This window comes from Arthrobacter sp. Ha26, from assembly GCF_059091705.1.
This window is the reverse complement of record NZ_JBNHGX010000002.1, coordinates 342,014-358,355: the sequence shown is the minus strand read 5'-3', so window position 1 is coordinate 358,355 and position 16,342 is coordinate 342,014. Positions and strand designations below refer to the sequence as shown.

14 protein-coding genes are annotated in these 16,342 nt (G+C 66.0%); 9 read left to right on the top strand and 5 right to left on the bottom strand.

What is annotated here, in order from left to right; translation table 11 throughout:
• Window positions 1-26: 26 nt before the first annotated feature.
• Entirely contained in the window at window positions 27-389 is a 363-nt protein-coding gene (locus AC5RVY_RS07195) for a hypothetical protein (protein WP_493954016.1), read from the bottom strand.
• A 285-nt stretch (window positions 390-674) separates the two neighbouring features.
• Here AC5RVY_RS07195 and AC5RVY_RS07190 point away from each other — a divergent pair, with 285 nt between their 5' ends.
• Genes AC5RVY_RS07190 through AC5RVY_RS07170 form a run of 5 tightly spaced genes read left to right on the top strand, consistent with a single transcriptional unit; the run spans window position 675 to window position 6,952 of the window.
• Window positions 675-2,261: a pyridoxal phosphate-dependent decarboxylase family protein gene (locus AC5RVY_RS07190; protein WP_493954271.1), complete on the top strand. Its 1,587-nt coding sequence runs from the start codon at window positions 675-677 to the stop codon at window positions 2,259-2,261.
• A complete protein-coding gene (locus AC5RVY_RS07185) occupies window positions 2,258-3,658 on the top strand; it encodes a lysine N(6)-hydroxylase/L-ornithine N(5)-oxygenase family protein (protein ID WP_493954015.1) in 1,401 nt (466 codons plus the stop codon). Before AC5RVY_RS07190 ends, AC5RVY_RS07185 begins: the two co-directional genes overlap by 4 nt.
• Entirely contained in the window at window positions 3,655-4,224 is a 570-nt protein-coding gene (locus tag AC5RVY_RS07180) for a GNAT family N-acetyltransferase (protein WP_493954014.1), read from the top strand. Before AC5RVY_RS07185 ends, AC5RVY_RS07180 begins: the two co-directional genes overlap by 4 nt.
• Window positions 4,221-6,101, top strand: a complete 1,881-nt coding sequence (locus AC5RVY_RS07175; protein ID WP_493954013.1) for an IucA/IucC family protein — start codon at window positions 4,221-4,223, stop codon at window positions 6,099-6,101. The genes AC5RVY_RS07180 and AC5RVY_RS07175 overlap by 4 nt, the downstream gene beginning before the upstream one ends.
• A 59-nt stretch (window positions 6,102-6,160) precedes the next feature.
• Window positions 6,161-6,952 (top strand): SDR family NAD(P)-dependent oxidoreductase, encoded by a 792-nt coding sequence (locus tag AC5RVY_RS07170; protein ID WP_493954012.1) that lies wholly within the window; start codon window positions 6,161-6,163, stop codon window positions 6,950-6,952.
• Here AC5RVY_RS07170 and AC5RVY_RS07165 read toward each other — a convergent pair.
• Window positions 6,902-7,993, bottom strand: coding sequence for an FUSC family protein (locus AC5RVY_RS07165; RefSeq protein ID WP_493954011.1), 1,092 nt, complete (start codon window positions 7,991-7,993; stop codon window positions 6,902-6,904). The two genes, AC5RVY_RS07170 and AC5RVY_RS07165, sit on opposite strands and share 51 nt — an antisense overlap.
• 237 nt (window positions 7,994-8,230) lie before the next feature.
• Complete coding sequence (locus AC5RVY_RS07160; RefSeq protein WP_493954010.1) at window positions 8,231-9,841, bottom strand: MFS transporter; 1,611 nt, start codon at window positions 9,839-9,841, stop codon at window positions 8,231-8,233.
• 559 nt (window positions 9,842-10,400) lie between these two features.
• Between AC5RVY_RS07160 and AC5RVY_RS07155 the strand changes: the two genes are divergently transcribed.
• Window positions 10,401-10,661: a hypothetical protein gene (locus AC5RVY_RS07155; protein ID WP_493954009.1), complete on the top strand. Its 261-nt coding sequence runs from the start codon at window positions 10,401-10,403 to the stop codon at window positions 10,659-10,661.
• Window positions 10,662-10,783: 122 nt separating this feature from the next.
• Here AC5RVY_RS07155 and AC5RVY_RS07150 read toward each other — a convergent pair whose 3' ends face one another.
• On the bottom strand, window positions 10,784-13,276 hold the full coding sequence (locus AC5RVY_RS07150) for an ATP-dependent DNA ligase (RefSeq protein WP_493954008.1): 2,493 nt from the start codon (window positions 13,274-13,276) through the stop codon (window positions 10,784-10,786).
• Between the two features lie 40 nt (window positions 13,277-13,316).
• Between AC5RVY_RS07150 and ku the strand changes: the two genes are divergently transcribed.
• The 3 genes from ku (at window position 13,317) to AC5RVY_RS07135 (ending at window position 15,921) form a co-directional block, all read left to right on the top strand.
• Window positions 13,317-14,438 (top strand): non-homologous end joining protein Ku, encoded by a 1,122-nt coding sequence (gene ku, locus AC5RVY_RS07145; protein WP_493954007.1) that lies wholly within the window; start codon window positions 13,317-13,319, stop codon window positions 14,436-14,438.
• Window positions 14,439-14,642: 204 nt separating this feature from the next.
• A complete protein-coding gene (locus tag AC5RVY_RS07140) occupies window positions 14,643-15,500 on the top strand; it encodes a class I SAM-dependent methyltransferase (RefSeq protein WP_493954006.1) in 858 nt (285 codons plus the stop codon).
• Window positions 15,490-15,921 carry an SRPBCC family protein gene (locus AC5RVY_RS07135; RefSeq protein ID WP_493954005.1) on the top strand — a complete coding sequence of 144 codons (432 nt, stop codon included), beginning with the start codon at window positions 15,490-15,492 and terminating at the stop codon, window positions 15,919-15,921. The genes AC5RVY_RS07140 and AC5RVY_RS07135 overlap by 11 nt, the downstream gene beginning before the upstream one ends.
• 138 nt (window positions 15,922-16,059) lie before the next feature.
• Here AC5RVY_RS07135 and AC5RVY_RS07130 read toward each other — a convergent pair whose 3' ends face one another.
• Entirely contained in the window at window positions 16,060-16,338 is a 279-nt protein-coding gene (locus tag AC5RVY_RS07130) for an HPr family phosphocarrier protein (protein WP_013599585.1), read from the bottom strand.
• Window positions 16,339-16,342 lie beyond the last annotated feature (4 nt).

The window sequence follows — 16,342 nt, the reverse complement described above, 5'->3', positions numbered from 1 at the left end:
GTTCCCCAGGTCACATGAGCGCCCCGTCAAACGGGCCTCCGTGGCTCCTGGCCGCGCCGGCGCTGCCACTGGTGCGCGTGCCAGAACAGCAGGCCGATGACGGCGATGATTCCGCTCAGAACCGCATGGGGAGCAAAGGTGAAAACGACAAAGGACAGCGGCATTGATCCGCCTGAGGGCCCCATTGCGACGTTGGCGCTGAGGAAGCTCCCGACTCCGCCGGCCACCAGGGTGGCGGCAAGGATCCACAGCACGATGATGAACGGGTTCACGCCATCGGTGAACCGGCTCTGCGGTTGATCTCCCGCTGCCACCTGCAGTTCAGTGCTCACTGGATTGCCGTCCCGGTCCACTTCCCGGAATCCGATCGTGCCCCCTGGCTGTTCCATCTTCCCCCTTGTGGACCTGCGGCCTGCCCGTTTGTCCGTAACCCCACCCTAGCCCCACGTTCTACTGTCCCGCTCCGAAGCTCCAGGACGGTTTATGGGCGGACATTGTGCAGCAGGAGGAGCGCGCGGCGCCAGTCAATGACGTGGTAGGGGCCGGCAAAACCGCGGGATTCCGCGCGTTCGGATAAATACATCACAAAAGTTTGATTAAAAGGCTCGCCTAAGTAAGGCTTACCTTTGCAACTGACGTGAAATCTCCGACCGAAGGACTGACCAGTGCCGCTGATGCCCCACCTTGTTGATTTGGACGTGGACCAACCGCGAGGCGGGCAGGACCCCCGGGACCACGATTTCGCTTCCCGGGTCGAACTCGCGCTCGCGGCCAGCAACCACCTGCTCAACGCGCGCAACTCACCCCGCTACGTGGCCCAGGTGCTGCAGGGCGTCACGGCTGTGGCCACCAAACTGGAGCGGACCACCCGGCCGTTCACCGGCGTCGGACCTTCGGAGCTGAAGGCCCGCGTGGGAGCGGTGGATTTGGAAGCACCCCTGCCGGACACGGCAGCAGCGCTGCAGGAACTCGAAGACGTGTACCTGCGTGACGCTATCTACTTCCACGACGCCAAGTACGCCGCCCACCTCAACTGCCCCGTGGTGATTCCGGCGCTGGTGGGCGAGGCCATCCTCTCCGCCGTGAACTCCTCGCTGGACACCTGGGACCAGAGCGCCGGGGCCACCATGATCGAGCGTCACCTCATCGACTGGGCGGCCGCCCGGCTGCACCTCGGCGATGCGGCCGACGGCATCTTCACCTCCGGCGGCAGCCAGTCCAACCTCCAGGCCCTGCTCATTGCCCGCAACCACGCCGTCGCAGGACTGCGACGGGATCCTGCCCGCACCGGACTCCGGCTGCCGGCCCTGCTGGACACCCTGCGGATCTTCACCTCAGAGGACAGCCACTTCAGCATCCAGAAGTCGGCATCGATGCTGGGCCTGGGATTCGACGCCGTCATCACCGTCCCCTGCACCGGCGACCACCGCATGGACCCCGCCGCCCTCGCCGAAGCCATGGCGGAAGCGCGCGACGCCGGCCTTACCCCCATGGCCGTGGTGGCCACCGCAGGCACCACCGACTTCGGCGCGGTGGACCCGCTCGCAGAACTCGCAGCGCTTGCCAGGGCCTACGGCGCGTGGTTCCACATCGACGCCGCGTACGGCGGCGGCCTGATGGTCTCCGGCCGCTACCGGCATCTCCTGGAGGGAACCCGGCTCGCGGACTCGGTCACGGTGGACTTCCACAAGACCTTCTTCCAGCCGGTAAGCTCCAGCGCGCTGCTGGTCCGCGAGCGGACCATGCTGCGCCACATCACCTACTACGCCGATTACCTTAATCCGGAAAGCGCAGCGCTCGCGGACATCCCCAACCAGGTGGACAAAAGCATCCAGACCACCCGCCGGTTCGACGCGTTAAAGCTGTGGCTCACCCTGCGGATCATGGGAGCGGACGCCATCGGCGCCCTCTTCGATGAAGCCATCGACCTCGCCGGCCGCGTGGGCTCGCTCCTCGCCGCGGACCACGACTTTGAACTCGCTGCAGCGCCGCAGCTGTCCACCCTGGTATTCCGGTACCGGCCACGGCTGGAAGGCGGGGAGCGCCTCTCCGAAGACGCGGCCGATGCCCTCAACCCCGCCATCCGCGCCGCCGTCTTCGCCTCCGGGGAAGCGGTGGTTGCGGGCACTAAAGTGGGCGGCCGCCACTACCTGAAGTTCACCCTCCTCAACGCCGAGGCCACGCTCGAGGACATTGCCCAGATCATCGACATCCTGCGTTCCACTGGCGCCGGGCTGCTGCAGAGCGAGGTATCCGCGTGAGCACCGATAACCGAACTACAGGCAGCGGCAGGATCCATGACTTCGCCGCCATCGGCGTCGGGCCCTTCAACCTGGGCCTGGCCGCACTAGCGGAGCCGGTGGAAGGGCTGGATGGCGTCTTCCTGGAACGCCGGGAATCCTTTGACTGGCATCCGGGCATGATGCTGGAGCCGGCCCACCTGCAGGTTCCCTTTATGGCGGACCTCGTCACCCTGGCCGACCCCACCTCGCCCTATTCGTTCCTGAACTTCCTCAAGCAGACCGGGAGGCTGTACCGCTTCTACATCCGGGAAAACTTCTACCCGCTCCGGGCAGAGTACAACCAGTACTGCCAGTGGGTGGCCGGGCAGCTGCCCAACGTCCGTTTTGGCACAGCTGTGCTGGAGATAACGCACGACGACGGCGTGTACCGGCTTTCCGTCTCCGGCCCGGAGGGGCCGGACGTACTGCTGGCGCGGAGGCTGGTGCTGGGGACGGGCACCTCTCCGTATGTGCCGGAGGCTGCGGCAGGCATCATGGCCGACGCAGCAGCGGGCCAAGGGGGAGTGGTCCTCCACAACGCCGACTATCTGCCACGGAAGGCGGAACTCCAGCAGCAGCGCAGCATCACCATCCTGGGCAGCGGCCAGAGCGCTGCCGAGATCTACTACGAGCTGCTGCAGGAAGCGGACGCCCATGGGTACCAGCTGAACTGGGTGACCCGCTCGGGCCGGTTCTTCCCGCTGGAGTACACCAAGCTGACCCTCGAGATGACCTCGCCCGAGTACGTGGACTACTTCCACGGCCTCCCGCAGACGCAGCGTGACCACCTCAACAAGACCCAGAAAAACCTCTACAAGGGCATCAACTCAGACCTGATCGACGCCATCTATGACCTGCTCTACGCCAGGAGTATCTCCGGCATGGTGGACACCCGGCTGTTGACGCACTCCACGCTGACCGGCGCCCGGTGGGAACCTGAGGCCCGGACCCACACCCTCCACCTGCAGCACGGGGAACAGGGGGCGTCCTACACGCTGGACAGCGAAGCCGTGGTGCTGGCGACTGGCTACAGCTACCGGGAACCCCAATTCCTGGCCGGTATACAGGACCGCATCGCCCGGGACAGCGCAGGAAGGTTCGCCGTGGACCGGAACTACAGCACCGGCGTCGAACCCGGCGAAATCTTCGTCCAGAATGCGGAGCTGCACACCCACGGATTCGCCACCCCTGACCTGGGCATGGGCGCCTACCGCAACTCCTGCATCCTGCGGGGCGTCACCGGCCGCGAGGTGTACCCCGTGGAGCGCAGAATTGCCTTCCAGCAGTTCGGGGCGCCGGCAAACGTCCCGGCAACGGCGGAGGCCGCTGCGGCCCCTGTTGCGCCAACGGAGACGCCGGCGGGGGTGCCGGCATGAGCTTTAGCTTCCGGCACCTCGACGCCAGAACCGACGCTCCGCTCCTCCATAGTTGGGTGACCCGGCCGTACGCCTCGTTCTGGGGCATGCTCTCCGCCAGCGTGGAGGACGTGGAGGAGGAATACACGAAGATCCAGTCCAGCGGCCACCACCAGGCGTTGCTGGGGCTCGACGACGGCGTCCCCGCCTTCCTGATGGAGGAGTACCTTCCCGCGTCCTCGCCGCTGGCCGCGGTATATCCAGTCCTGCCCGGGGACGTGGGGATGCACCTGCTGGTGGCGCCGCCGCCGAACGCCCCGGTACCCGGCTACACCACCGCTGTAATGGACGCAGTCCTGGACCACCTGTTCGCCAAACCGGATGTAGACCGGATCGTGGTGGAGCCCGACGCGCGGAACACCAGGATCCAGGCCTTGAATGAACGGCTTGGCTTCCAGCCTGCCGGGGTGGTCACCCTCCCGGACAAGGACGCCTTGCTGAGCTTCTGCAGCCGCTCCGGCTACCTTGCCGCCCGCGCCGCACTTGACACTCTTTCCACACCCATCGCCCAGGGAGCCTCACTGTGACTGTCCACCTCGAAACCGCCGCCACTGTTGGCAGCACCGCCTTTCCTGCCGCAGCCTTCCCCGCAAGAGTCGCTGCCCCGCACCTCACCGGCCACCTGTGGGACAACGCGAACCGGCATCTGCTTCGGAAGGCGCTCGCCGAGTTCTCGCACGAACGGATCCTTGCCCCGGAGCCCCTGGACGAAAAGGCCGGGAACTACCGGGTCTGCAGCGACGACGGCATCCTCGAATACCGCTTCAACGCCCGCATCCTGGAACTCGACCACTGGTCCATCGACGCCGGTTCCATCCACTGCTTCCGTGACGGCGTCGAAGAGCCGCTGGACGTCCTGGAGTTCATCACGGTGTTCCACGGCACCCTTGGCATCAACCTCCAGATGCTCCCGGTCTACCTGGAGGAGATCAGCAGCACCCTGGCCAGCCACGCTTACAAGCAGTGGGCAGGCCAACCCTCCGCCGCCGAGCTGGCGGCCGGAGTCACCGGCGGGCTGGACCCGGCGGTGGACTTCCAGGCCATCGAACGCAGCATGACCGAAGGCCACCCCTGCTTTGTGGCCAACAACGGGCGCCTCGGTTTCGGCATCGATGACTACCACGCCTTCGCGCCGGAGACCGGCGCGCCTGTGCAGCTGGAGTGGATTGCCGTCCATCGCAGCCATGCTGTCTTCACGGCAACGCAAGGGCTGGATTACCGGGCGCACCTGGACGCTGAGCTGGGTCCGCTGCTGGGGGATTTCGACGCCGGGCTCCGGGAGCAGGGCCTCAGCCCGGACCAGTATTTCCTGATGCCGGTTCACCCGTGGCAGTGGCAGAACAAGCTCACCGTCACCTTTGCAGCCGAGATTGCCCGGCAACGCATTGTGCACCTGGGTACCGGGACGGACAGCTACCAGGCGCAGCAGTCCATCCGGACCTTCTTCAATACCACTGCCCCAACCCGGCACTACGTCAAAACGGCCATGTCCGTGCTGAACATGGGTTTTATGCGCGGGCTGTCGCCGGAGTACATGAAGGCCACGCCGGCCATCAACGACTGGCTGCGGAACCTGATCGGGTCCGACGCTGCCCTTCAAAGCCGGGGGTTCACCATGATCGGCGAGCTCGCTGCCCTCGGCTACCACAACGCGTACTACGAGGCCGCCTCCGCCAAGGGTTCGCCGTACCGGAAAATGCTCTCTGCCCTGTGGCGCGAAAGCCCTCTGCCGCTGCTGAAGGACGGGCAGCAGTTGTGCACCATGGCCGCGCTCCTGCACGTGGATGGCGAGGGAACGCCGATGGTGTCCGCCCTGATTGAACGGTCCGGGCTGGCCCCCGGGGAATGGCTGCGGCGGTACTTCGAGGCCTACCTGGTTCCGCTGGTGCACTGCCTGTCCAAATACGAGCTGGCTTTTATGCCGCACGGCGAGAACGTGATCCTGGTCCTTGAAGACGGCGTTCCGGTGCGGGCCATCATGAAGGACATTGCCGAGGAAATCGTGGTGATGGGGGACAGGCTGGACCTTCCGGACGAGGTGTCCCGGATCAAGGCGGCCATCCCGGATGGGGAGAAGGTGCTGGCCATTTTCACGGACATCTTCGACTGCATCTTCCGCTTCCTCGCAGCGCTCCTGGCGGAGGACGGCAAGGTCAGCCAGGAGGAGTTCTGGCGCACCGCTGCCGCCAGCATCAGGGATTACCAGGCGCAGCACCCGGAACTTGCCGCCCAGTTTGCCCGCCATGACCTCTTCGCGGAGGACTTTGAACTGTCCTGCCTAAACCGGCTCCAGCTGCGCAACAACCAGCAGATGCTGGACCTGGCCGATCCTTCCGGCGGCCTGCAGATGGCCGGACGGCTCAGGAACCCGCTGGCCCCGGTTCGGGCAGTAAACGGGCAGTAACCGGGCGACGGGACAACAGGGGCCAGGAAAACACGGCTGCCCGTGGCTAGGCTTGCAGCATGACGCCAAACATCGCCGGAACCACTGCACTCATCACCGGGGCCAGCGCCGGCCTCGGGGCGGAGTTCGCCCGCGAGCTAGCCGCCCAGGGCGCCAACCTCGTACTGGTGGCGCGGAACCAGGCCCGGCTGGAGGAAGCAGCGGCGGGCCTGGAGCGGCGTTACGGGATCACCGCTGAGGTGCTCCCCGCGGACCTGACCGAGGACGCCGGGGTTGCCGCCGTCGTCGAACGCCTGTCCGACCCCCGGCGGCCGGTGGGAATCCTGGTTAACAACGCCGGGATCGGGCTCCTGCACAACTTCGAGGACAACCCCGTCTCCGAGGAGAAAAAGCACCTGAAGCTGCATGTGGAAACGTCCATGGTGCTGGCCCACGCCGCGTTGAAGGGCATGCTGGAACGCGGCGAGGGCCGGATCATCAACGTGGCCAGCATCGCCGCGTTCCTACCGCGCGGCACGTACTCGGCGGCGAAGGCGTGGTTGGTGAGCTTCAGCCGGTGGGCAAACCTCGCCTACGGTGCGCGCGGCGTCAAAGTCACGGCGCTCTGCCCCGGCTTTATCCACACGGAATTCCACGACCGCATGGGCATGGACAAGTCAGTGGCTCCGTCATGGAGTTGGCTGCGTCCGGGGCGGGTGGTCAGGGAAGGTTTGGCGGACAATGAACGGGGCCGGGCCGTCTCCATCCCCACCAAGCGCTACAAGCTGCTCGCCGCGGTGGCCCGGATCGCCCCGGCCAAACTAGTGGCGGGCCCGCCGCGGAAACCCAAGGAGGGCAGCAGCGGTCCGTGACCCTGCCCGGCGGACAGCCACCACCACCACGATTCCCATGAGTGCGCCCACCAGCGTCTCCACTCCCCGCTCCAGGATCAGGACCCCAGGATCGCTGGGCGCGGCAAGCTGTGTCATCAGCAGGATCACCGGCGTAAAGGAAACCATGGCCAGGCCGTAGTGGCGGGCCATGAACAGCTCGGTGGTGAACTGGAACACGATGACCAGCAGCGACAGGAGCAGCGCCTGCTGCCCCGGGAACAGCCCCGCCAGGGTCCACGGCCCGGGAACAAGGACGACGGCGGTGACGGCCAATCCCACAAACGTTCCGACAATGCGGTGGACACCTCGCCGGACGCTGCTGGGCAGGTCCGCGCCGGCAAGGGGAACAGCCGCGGCGGCCATGGCCCAATGCGGGTGGCCGCTGCCGCTGAGGACCCCCAGCGTGCCTGCAGCACCAACGGCGAGCACGTACCTGGCGGCGTGTACCAGCAGTTCCCGGCGGCCGGCGGGTTGCAGGGCCGCATTGGTCCGGACCGCACCCCGCGTCCAGGACCTGCGCCGGATCCAGCCGCCGAAACCCACCACTATGGAAAACGCGGCAGAACCCGCCGCAATGGCCAGCGCCACGTACCAGGGAACCACCAAGGGCACCGAGGCGCAGGCGCCGAGCGCCAGGATTCCGAAGAAGGGCCCGTTCGGCTGGAGCCGCACCCGGTCTGCGAAGACGGAGCCCATGCCTGCCAGGGCTGCCTCGACGGCAACGAGCCACCAGGACTGGAGGTGGTTGACTGACAGGAACACCCCCGTCGCCACGCCACCCAGCAGGACCACCGCGGCCTGGCCTTGGTGCAGGAGGCGGAGCTGATGCGGCTCGGAGCGGCCGTACATTCCGGTCAGGGCGCCGAAGACGGCGTACATGACGAGGTCGGTCCGGCCGGCCGCCAGGAGCAGGAGCGAGGGGACGGCGACGCTAAGGGCCACGCGCAGGGCGGCGAGGTGGTCGCGGTTTGCCGGTTCCAGCCGGTGAAGGGCACGCATCTGCTCCACCAGAAGCCTCATGCCACACCTTCCCTGCCTGTATTCCCCGATCCCTTGAGGGCCCTTTGGAAAGTATCACCGGGGCCCGCCCGAAGGCATCTTGGAGGCATCACGGGGAAACAAAACGACACCGGGGTACTGCGAAGGCCCGCCCCGCGCACTTCCGTGGAAGCTGCGCAGGACGGGCCTTTGGGAGCGTGGGCTGCTGAGGTCTGCCGGGCCCGGACTCCGCCGGCCAGAACGGCTGAACCCGGATCGCTAAACCTGGGCGGGAACCTTGTCGGCACTTGAATCCGTGATGTCCTGGGTTTCGAACGGGAGCTCGTCCAGGTCGATCAGCGGGTTCTCGTCCTGGGTGGCTACCAGTTCCCGGGCCTCTGCCTGGGTATCCACGCTCGGCATGGAGCCGGGCAGGGGCCGCTGGGCCGATTCCTTCAGGAAATAGATGGCCACGGCGCCCACCAGCGAGGTGCCCATGAGGTAGTACGCAGGCATCATGTCGTTGCCGGTGGCGCTGATGAGAGCCGCCACGATGAACGGGGTGGTGCCGCCGAAGATGGCCACCGAGAAGTTGTAGGCAATGCCCATGGCGCCGTAGCGGCTGGAGGTGGGGAACTGGGCCGGCAGGGCCGAGGCCAGGTTGGCCACGTAGAACGTCACGGGGAACGCGATCAGTGCAAGGCCGGTCAGGGTGGACCAGATCTCGCCGACGCCGATAAGCATAAAGGCCGGGGCCGCCAGGACAACGGTGCTCAGTGCGCCGATCCACAGCACGGGTCGGCGGCCGATGCGGTCGGACAGCTTGCCGGTCAGCGGGATGCAGAGGCTCATCACCACCAGGACAGGGATGGTCAGCAGGGTGCCGTGCACCTCGTCGTAGCCCTTGGATTCGGTGAGGTAGGTAGGCATGTAGGACGTCAGAGCGTAGCCCGCCGTGTTGGCGGCAGCCACCAGGATCATCGCCACGATGATGGAGCGCCAGTAGGCCTTCACGATTCCCACCGGGCCCTTTACCGTGGCTTCATCAGAGGCGGCGGCATGCTTGGCGAGGTCCTCCTGCGCGTCGAGGGTGGCCTGGAACTGGGGCGATTCCTCGATCTTGCTCCGGAAGTAGATGGCGATCAGGCCCAGCGGACCGGCCACCAGGAACGGGATACGCCAACCCCATTCCTCCATGACGGCCTGGCCCAGGGTGAGCTGCAGCGCGGACACCAGGGCGGCGCCGAGGGCGAAGCCGAGGTAGCTGCCCATGTCCAGGAAGCTGGCGAAGAAGCCGCGGCGCTTGTCCGGGGCGTACTCGCTGACGAACGTGGTGGCGCCGGCGTATTCACCGCCGGTGGAGAAGCCCTGGATGATCTTCAGGAGCACCAGCAGGCCGGCGGCCCACAGCCCGATCTGCGCGTAGCCGGGAAGCAGCCCGATGGCGAACGTGCTCGCGGCCATCAGCATCAATGTGGCGGCCAGGATCTTCTGCCGTCCCATCTTGTCGCCCATCCAGCCGAAGATGACTCCGCCCAGGGGACGGGCGATGAAGGTGGCGGCAAAAGTTCCGAGCAGGAACAGCGTTTGGGTGGTGGGATCCGATTCCGGCAGGAAGACCGGTCCCATGGTGGTGATGAGGTAACCGAAGACGCCTACGTCGTACCACTCCATGGTGTTGCCCACGATGGTTCCGCCCAGTGCTTTCTTGAGCATGGGCTGGTTCACCACATTGACATCGGACTCCTTGAGCCGGCGCCGCCCAAGTTTCCTGGGTTTCCGTGGCTCCTTGGCAGCCGCGGGTGGGGTGCCGGGGGGTGTAGCTGGGTTGCTTCCGAAGGCGGTGTCGGCGCCTGCGGAAGAGTCGGTGATGCTTCGGTCTGTGGGCATTTGGGCAACTCCTGTGGAGGTCATTTGCTTGCGACTTGTGGCTGCCCCGCTCCGGGCAGGCCTTCAATTTTACGCGAGATCTATGGCGCCCCCGGGCTTAATGCCGTAAGCTCAAGCTTTTTTGGTGCATTGTCACACGTTTTGACGTTGATCTTTTTCCCGGTTTTCCCGCGCCAGCACAGGGATGGGCGCGGTACGGCGCAATCGTTACCGAATTTTTTCCCGCAGGTGTGCTTCCTGGCCGCTATCGGAAAGCCATGGCATCCAAAAGGTGACAGCGCCCACTTCTTTTTGGCGTTCCGTGCCCGGCGCTCCCCGCTGGACAGCGCGCCGTCGTCCTGACCTTTGCACGCCATGTCCGCCGCGCCTTTCTGTCCCGTCGTTTTGAGGGGGTTCACAGGTGCCCGGTGCATCCCTAAGGTGGTGCCATGGAAACACTTTCTTTCGAGTAGGCGGACGCCTGCGGCCGGGCAACAGCCGGCCACTCCTACAGTCGCAAGAGGGCCCGGGCGGCCCTCTCTCTTGCAGCACTTCATTTCATCGCGGAAAGGAAGAACACATGGCTGACGACGCCACCGGAAAGAAACTGGCCCCTGAAGTCGCTGACCACCTGGCGGAGGCTATGAACGCCCCGGCCCTGCCAGGGGTTGCCGCTCCGATCCCGCCCATGGGGGCGGGCGGGCCCGGCGCATGGCCGGACGGCAACGGTAAGCGGCGGCACCCCAAGGATCGCGGATCGGGGCACGGCCGGATGGGGCTGGGGGCTGCCGTTACGGCCGTCCACCGGACCAGCCGGCCGCAGCTGCCGCACTCGTCCTAAGGGCACGTGCATAAGCCACGCGCACCCAGTCAGATAAAAGGGAAGCGGCCTGGTGATACCCGGATTTTGGGTGTCGCTGGGCCGTTTCAGCGTCCTGGAAGGTTACCCGGGAGGCGGATAACTCAGGCTTCGGGGACCACGTCCGCAGGATCCTTGTCCAGCCGCCAGCCGCGCCACACGGGGTGCCGGAGCCGCCCGGTCCCGGTCCACTCGCTGTACGTCACCTCGCCCACCAATTGGGGGCTTACCCAATGCGCATCGGCGGCGTCCTCGCGCGGAACGTCCTGGAACGGGGACGTCTTACGGGCCAGCCGGTCCACAGTCTGCCGAAGCTCGGTGAGTTCGCGAAAGCTGAAGCCGCTGCCCACCCTGCCCACGTAGCGCAGGCTCCGGCCCTCCGGGATGCCAACGAGCAGCGACCCCACGGAACCCTCGCGGCCCCCCTTCCCGGGCCGCCAGCCGCCCACCACGACCTCCTGGGTCTGGTCGAGCTTGAGCTTGATCCAGGTCCGCGTCCGTTGTCCGGTGACATACCGGCTGTCCGTCCGCTTCGCCATCACGCCTTCCAGGCCCAGTTCCTCCGCGCTCTCCAGGAGGTGTTCCACTGGTTCCTCAAGGACCAGGGACAGGTCCACAGGGCAGTCCGACGGCGTGAAAAACTCTTCCAGCCGCCTCCGCCGCTTGGCGAGCGGCTGCGCGCGGAGGTCCGTGCCGGCGTGGTGCAGCAGGTCGAAAAGCATCAGCCGCACGGGGATGGCCTTGCGCGCTTTGGCGACGTCGGCCGGCCGGGTGAGCTTCATGCGCCCTTGGAGCAGGCCGAAGTCAGGCCTGCCTGAAGGTCCGACGGCGATGATCTCGCCATCGGCGACGAACGGCTGGGCCGGCCAGCATTCCCTGTCCGTGAACTCGGGGTAGGTCCTGGTGACGTCGTTCCCGTTGCGGCTGAAGATGCGGATACTTTCCTCGTCGGCCACGAGGATGGCGCGTACCCCGTCCCACTTGAGTTCGAACTGCCAGTTGCTGCCCTGCAGGTCTGCTGGTGTCCCGGACGTGGCCATCATCGGAGCAAAATCCTCGGGGGACAGCGCAATAGGGGCGGCCGGCGCAACGGCCTCCGCCTCCTCCCCACCTTCGGTGTCTTGCTCCCCATCGTCGGGCACAGACGCCGCCGCGGGCCGTTGCCGGCTGCTGTGGTGGTCCCTGTCCATGAGGTGGATGAGCCATTGCCCTTCGGCGTCCCTGCCTTGGCCACGGCCGGTGTGGATCAGTGCTACTTTTTTGGTCCCGCCCAGCCCGCCGCCGTCGGAACCGTGCAGCGTGACGATTACTTCCCTGCCGTTGATCCACTTGTGCAGTTCATAGGTGCCGGTGTCCCAGATGGTCATTTCGCCTGCACCGTACTCGCCTTTGGGGATGGTCCCGTGGAAGGTGAGGTAGTCCAGGGGGTGGTCTTCGGTCTGGACAGCCAAGTGGTTTTTGCCGCCGGATTCCGGCACGCCCTTGGGCAGCGCCCAGGACACCAGGACGCCGTCGTGCTCCAGGCGGAGGTCGAAGTGGAGGCGGCTGGCGTGGTGCTCCTGGATCACGAACGCGTCCCCACTGCCGGCCAGGCCGGAGAAGGGCTCAGGCGTTTTCCGGGGATCCCGCATGGAGCGGTACTTGCCCAGGCGCGGGTCGCCGTCGTCATGCTCCGGTGCGTTGCCTTGCTGGGAAGCGTTGAGGTTCGAGGCGCGTACGACGGCGGCGAAGGGGTCCGGGCGGTCCTGCACCCGCTGCAGCACCGCCTGGTAGTCCAGGTGCTGCAGGCCGGGGGAGCCTATTTCTTCCCAGGTGCGGGGCGCGGCCACCATCGGCGTGGGGCGGCCCCGCAGAGAGTAGGGCACGATGGTGGTTTTGGCCGCGTTGTTCTGGCTCCAGTCCACCAGCACCTTGCCGGTGCGCAGGGTCTTTTTCATGTCGCTGACGGCCAGGTCGGGATGATCGGCTTCCAGGGCACGTGCCAGTTCCCGCGCAAACGCGGAGATCTGGTCTGAGGTCTGGCTCCGGTCCAGGGCTGCATATAAATGGATGCCTTTGCTGCCGCTGGTCACCGGGACCGGGTCCAGCCCCACGTCTTCGAGGATGCCGCGTGCCAGCAACGCCACTTCCACGCATTCCTCGAGGCCGGCGCCCGTGCCCGGGTCCAGGTCCAGGACCAGCCGGTCCGGGTTCAACTGGTTGCCGTGCAAATCCACCTGCCACTGGGGGACGTGGATTTCCAGCGAGTTGATCTGGCCGAACCAGGTGAGCGTGGCAGGGTCGTTCACCATCGGGTAGTGGATGGTCCGGTCCTTATGGGTGATGGCGGCGCGGGGGAGCCATCCGGGTGCGGAGTCCTCCAGGTTTTTCTGGAAGAAGACCTCGCCGGGTTTCTCTGCAGTTCCAACGCCGTTGACCCACCTTTTCCGGGTGGCGGGCCTGTTGGCTGCTGCCGGGATCAGGACGTGTGCCACGGCGGCGTAGTACGCCAGGACGTCCGCCTTGGTGGTGCCGGTTTCCGGATAGATCACTTTGCCCAGGTTGGTGAGGGTCAATTCCCGGCCTGCAACCCGGACACGTTCCTTACTTGCGGCCACAGGTCTTCACCTCCGGCGCTCCGTGCTGTTGACTTAGGGAATGAGAGCCATCTGGAAAGGTGCCATCGCGTTCGGCCTGGTCAACGTGCCCGTGAAGGTCTACAGCGCAACCGAAGATCATGACATCAGTCTGCACCAGGTCCACAATGCCGACGGCGGACGGATCCGCTACCAGCGCAAATGCGAAGTGTGCGGCCAGGTGGTTGATTACTCGGACATTGAGAAGGCCTATGAGGAGGACGGCAAGACGGTGGTCCTCTCGAAGGATGAGCTGAAGGCCATTCCCGCAGAGAACAGCCACGAGATCGAAGTGGTGCAGTTCGTCCCGTCCGAGCAGCTTGAACCGATGATGTTCGAGAAGAGCTACTACCTGGAGCCCGACTCCAAATCGCCCAAAGCCTATGTGCTGCTCCGGCGTGCACTGGAGGACACGGACAGGGTGGCGATCGTCCAGTTCGCGCTGCGCGAGAAGACGCGGCTGGGCGCCCTGCGGATCAAGGACGACGTCCTGGTGCTGCAGTCCCTGCTCTGGCCCGACGAGGTGCGCGAAGCCAACTTCCCGTCCCTGGACGTATCCATCAAGATCTCCCCGCAGGAGCGCGACATGTCCGCGGCCTTGGTGGAGTCCATGGCGGCCGATTTCGATCCCGAGCACTTCACTGACGACTACCAGGTGCAGCTGCGGCAGCTGATCGAGGCCAAACTCGAGCAGGGCGATGCGCTGGACACGGACGAGACCTTCGGTGTGGAAGCCGGTGAAGGCGGCAAGGGCGAGGTGATCGACCTGATGGAGGCGCTGAAGCGGAGCCTGGACCGGAAGCGCGGGGGCGGGGCCGAAGCTGCAGCCGGCGGCTCCGGGGATGAGGGCGCGGAGTCTGACGACGAGGAGGCCGCCAAGCCCGCGCGCAAGAGGGCCGCGGCTGGCAAAGCGGCGGCGGGCAAGTCTTCGGAGTCCACATCCGCTACTGCCAAGGCGACGGACACGAAGACCACCGCTGCCAAGACTGGTACCGCCAAGTCCACCACCACGAAGTCCACTGCGAAGTCCGCGCCCACCAAATCCACGGCCAGTAAGTCCACGGCAGGCAAAACGGCGGACAAACCTGCCACGAAAACCGCCGCCGGCAAGGCAACGGGCACCAGGGCGCGCAAGCCTGCGTGATGGTCCTGGGGCCGGCGGGAGCGCCGTGCTGTTGACTGCCATGCCTACGAAACTACTAAGCTTGCTTGCTTTTCGATAGTCGCTGTGGTGCCGCACTCTTTACACCGCAGGCGGGCGCGTCCACAATGAGTCGCATCGCAGCCTCCGCTGGCCGCCAGCGGGCTGTTGACTCACCGGGAAGCATCGCAGCAGGGAGGCGCAGTCATGGATGAGCAGGCTGATGTTCTGGAGGCGGACCGGGCGCTCAAGCAAAAGCACCGGGCCATGTGGGCGTCCGGGGATTACCCGGCACTGGCGGGCGAACTGCTTCCCGAGCTGGGGGCTATCCTCGTTGAAGCCTGCGGCGTCACGTCAAGGCAGCGCGTCCTGGACGTCGCGGCCGGAGCCGGAAACGCCGCCATTCCCGCCGCCATGATGGGTGCGAAGGTGGTGGCCAGTGATCTCACCCCGGAACTGTTCGACGCCGGCCGGCACCAGGCTGCCGACCGCGGCGTCGAGCTTGAATGGAAAGAGGGGGACGCGGAGGCCCTGCCGTTTGGCGACGACGAGTTCGATACCGTGATGTCCTGCCTCGGCGTGATGTTCGCGCCCCACCACCAGGCCGCAGCGGACCAGCTCCTGCGCGTCTGCAAGCCGGGCGGCACCATCGGGCTACTGCACTGGACTCCGGAAGGGTTCATCGGCAGGATGTTCGCCGCCATGAAGCCTTTCGCCCCGCCGCCTCCACCCGGTGCCCAACCCGCGCCGCTGTGGGGGAGCGAGGAACACGTACGCGAACTGTTCGGCGGCAGGGTCACGGATATCCAGGCCCGCAAACAGTCCCTGGCCGTCCGGAGTTTCCACCAGCCGGAGGACTTTGTGCGCTACTTCAAGTCCCACTACGGTCCCACCATTTCCGTGTACAAGTTCATTGCCGAGGACGGAGACAAGGTCAAGGCGTTGGACAGTGCGTTGACGGAGCTGGCTGAGTCCTTCGGCGATGCCCATGGCGACTCCCCGTTCCAGATGGAGTGGGAGTACCTTCTGTTCACGGCGAAGAAGGCCAAGGACAATGCCGGATGACTTTGTGGCGGCGTCGTCCGTCACCATCGAGGCCCCGCCGCGCCGGGTGTGGGATGTCATCACGGACCCTGCAGCCGCGAAGGAGTTCATGTTTGGGACCGAACTCACCACGGACTGGAGCGTGGGCGGCCCCATCAGCTGGCGGGGAAACTGGGAAGGCAAGGAGTATGAGGACAAGGGTGTGGTCCTTGAGGTGGAGCCGGGCCGGAGGCTGGTCTACACACACTTCAGCCCGCTCGGTGGCCAGGAGGACAAACCGGAAAATTACCACACCCTGGCCTGGACGCTGCAGGACCAGGGCGGGCGGACGCTGCTGACGCTGACCCAGGACAACAACCCCACGACGGAAGCGGCCGAGCACTCCCAGGCCATGTGGGACCGGCTGGTGGCAGACGTCAAGAGGCTCTCCGAGCGCCCCTGACCGCCAACTGGGTAGCGAGTTAACGCGGGCGACCGCCGTCGGATGCCTCCCATGAAGGGAAGGTCCGACGGCGGCCGCGGGCTTTGTTGCCCCACGAACCAGGCAGCCTCAACAGCTGGTGGCTGGGCAGTGTTGCTGCTACTCGGCGTCGTGATCCGTTTCCAGGATCTGCACCAGGTGGTCCAGTGCCGTATCAGCGCCGTCGCCCTCGGCCCGGAGGACCACCACGTCGCCGTGTGAGGCGCCCAGGCTCATGAGGGACAGGATGCTGGCTGCGTCCATTGCCTCGTCGGCTGGCTCGCCTTCCCGGGCAATGGTGATGTCAAGGTCGTACTCTCCTGCTGCCTCGGCGAAGATGGCGGCGGGGCGGGCGTGCAGGCCCACGCGGCTGGCGACGGTTGCTGTGCGTTCTGGCATTTTT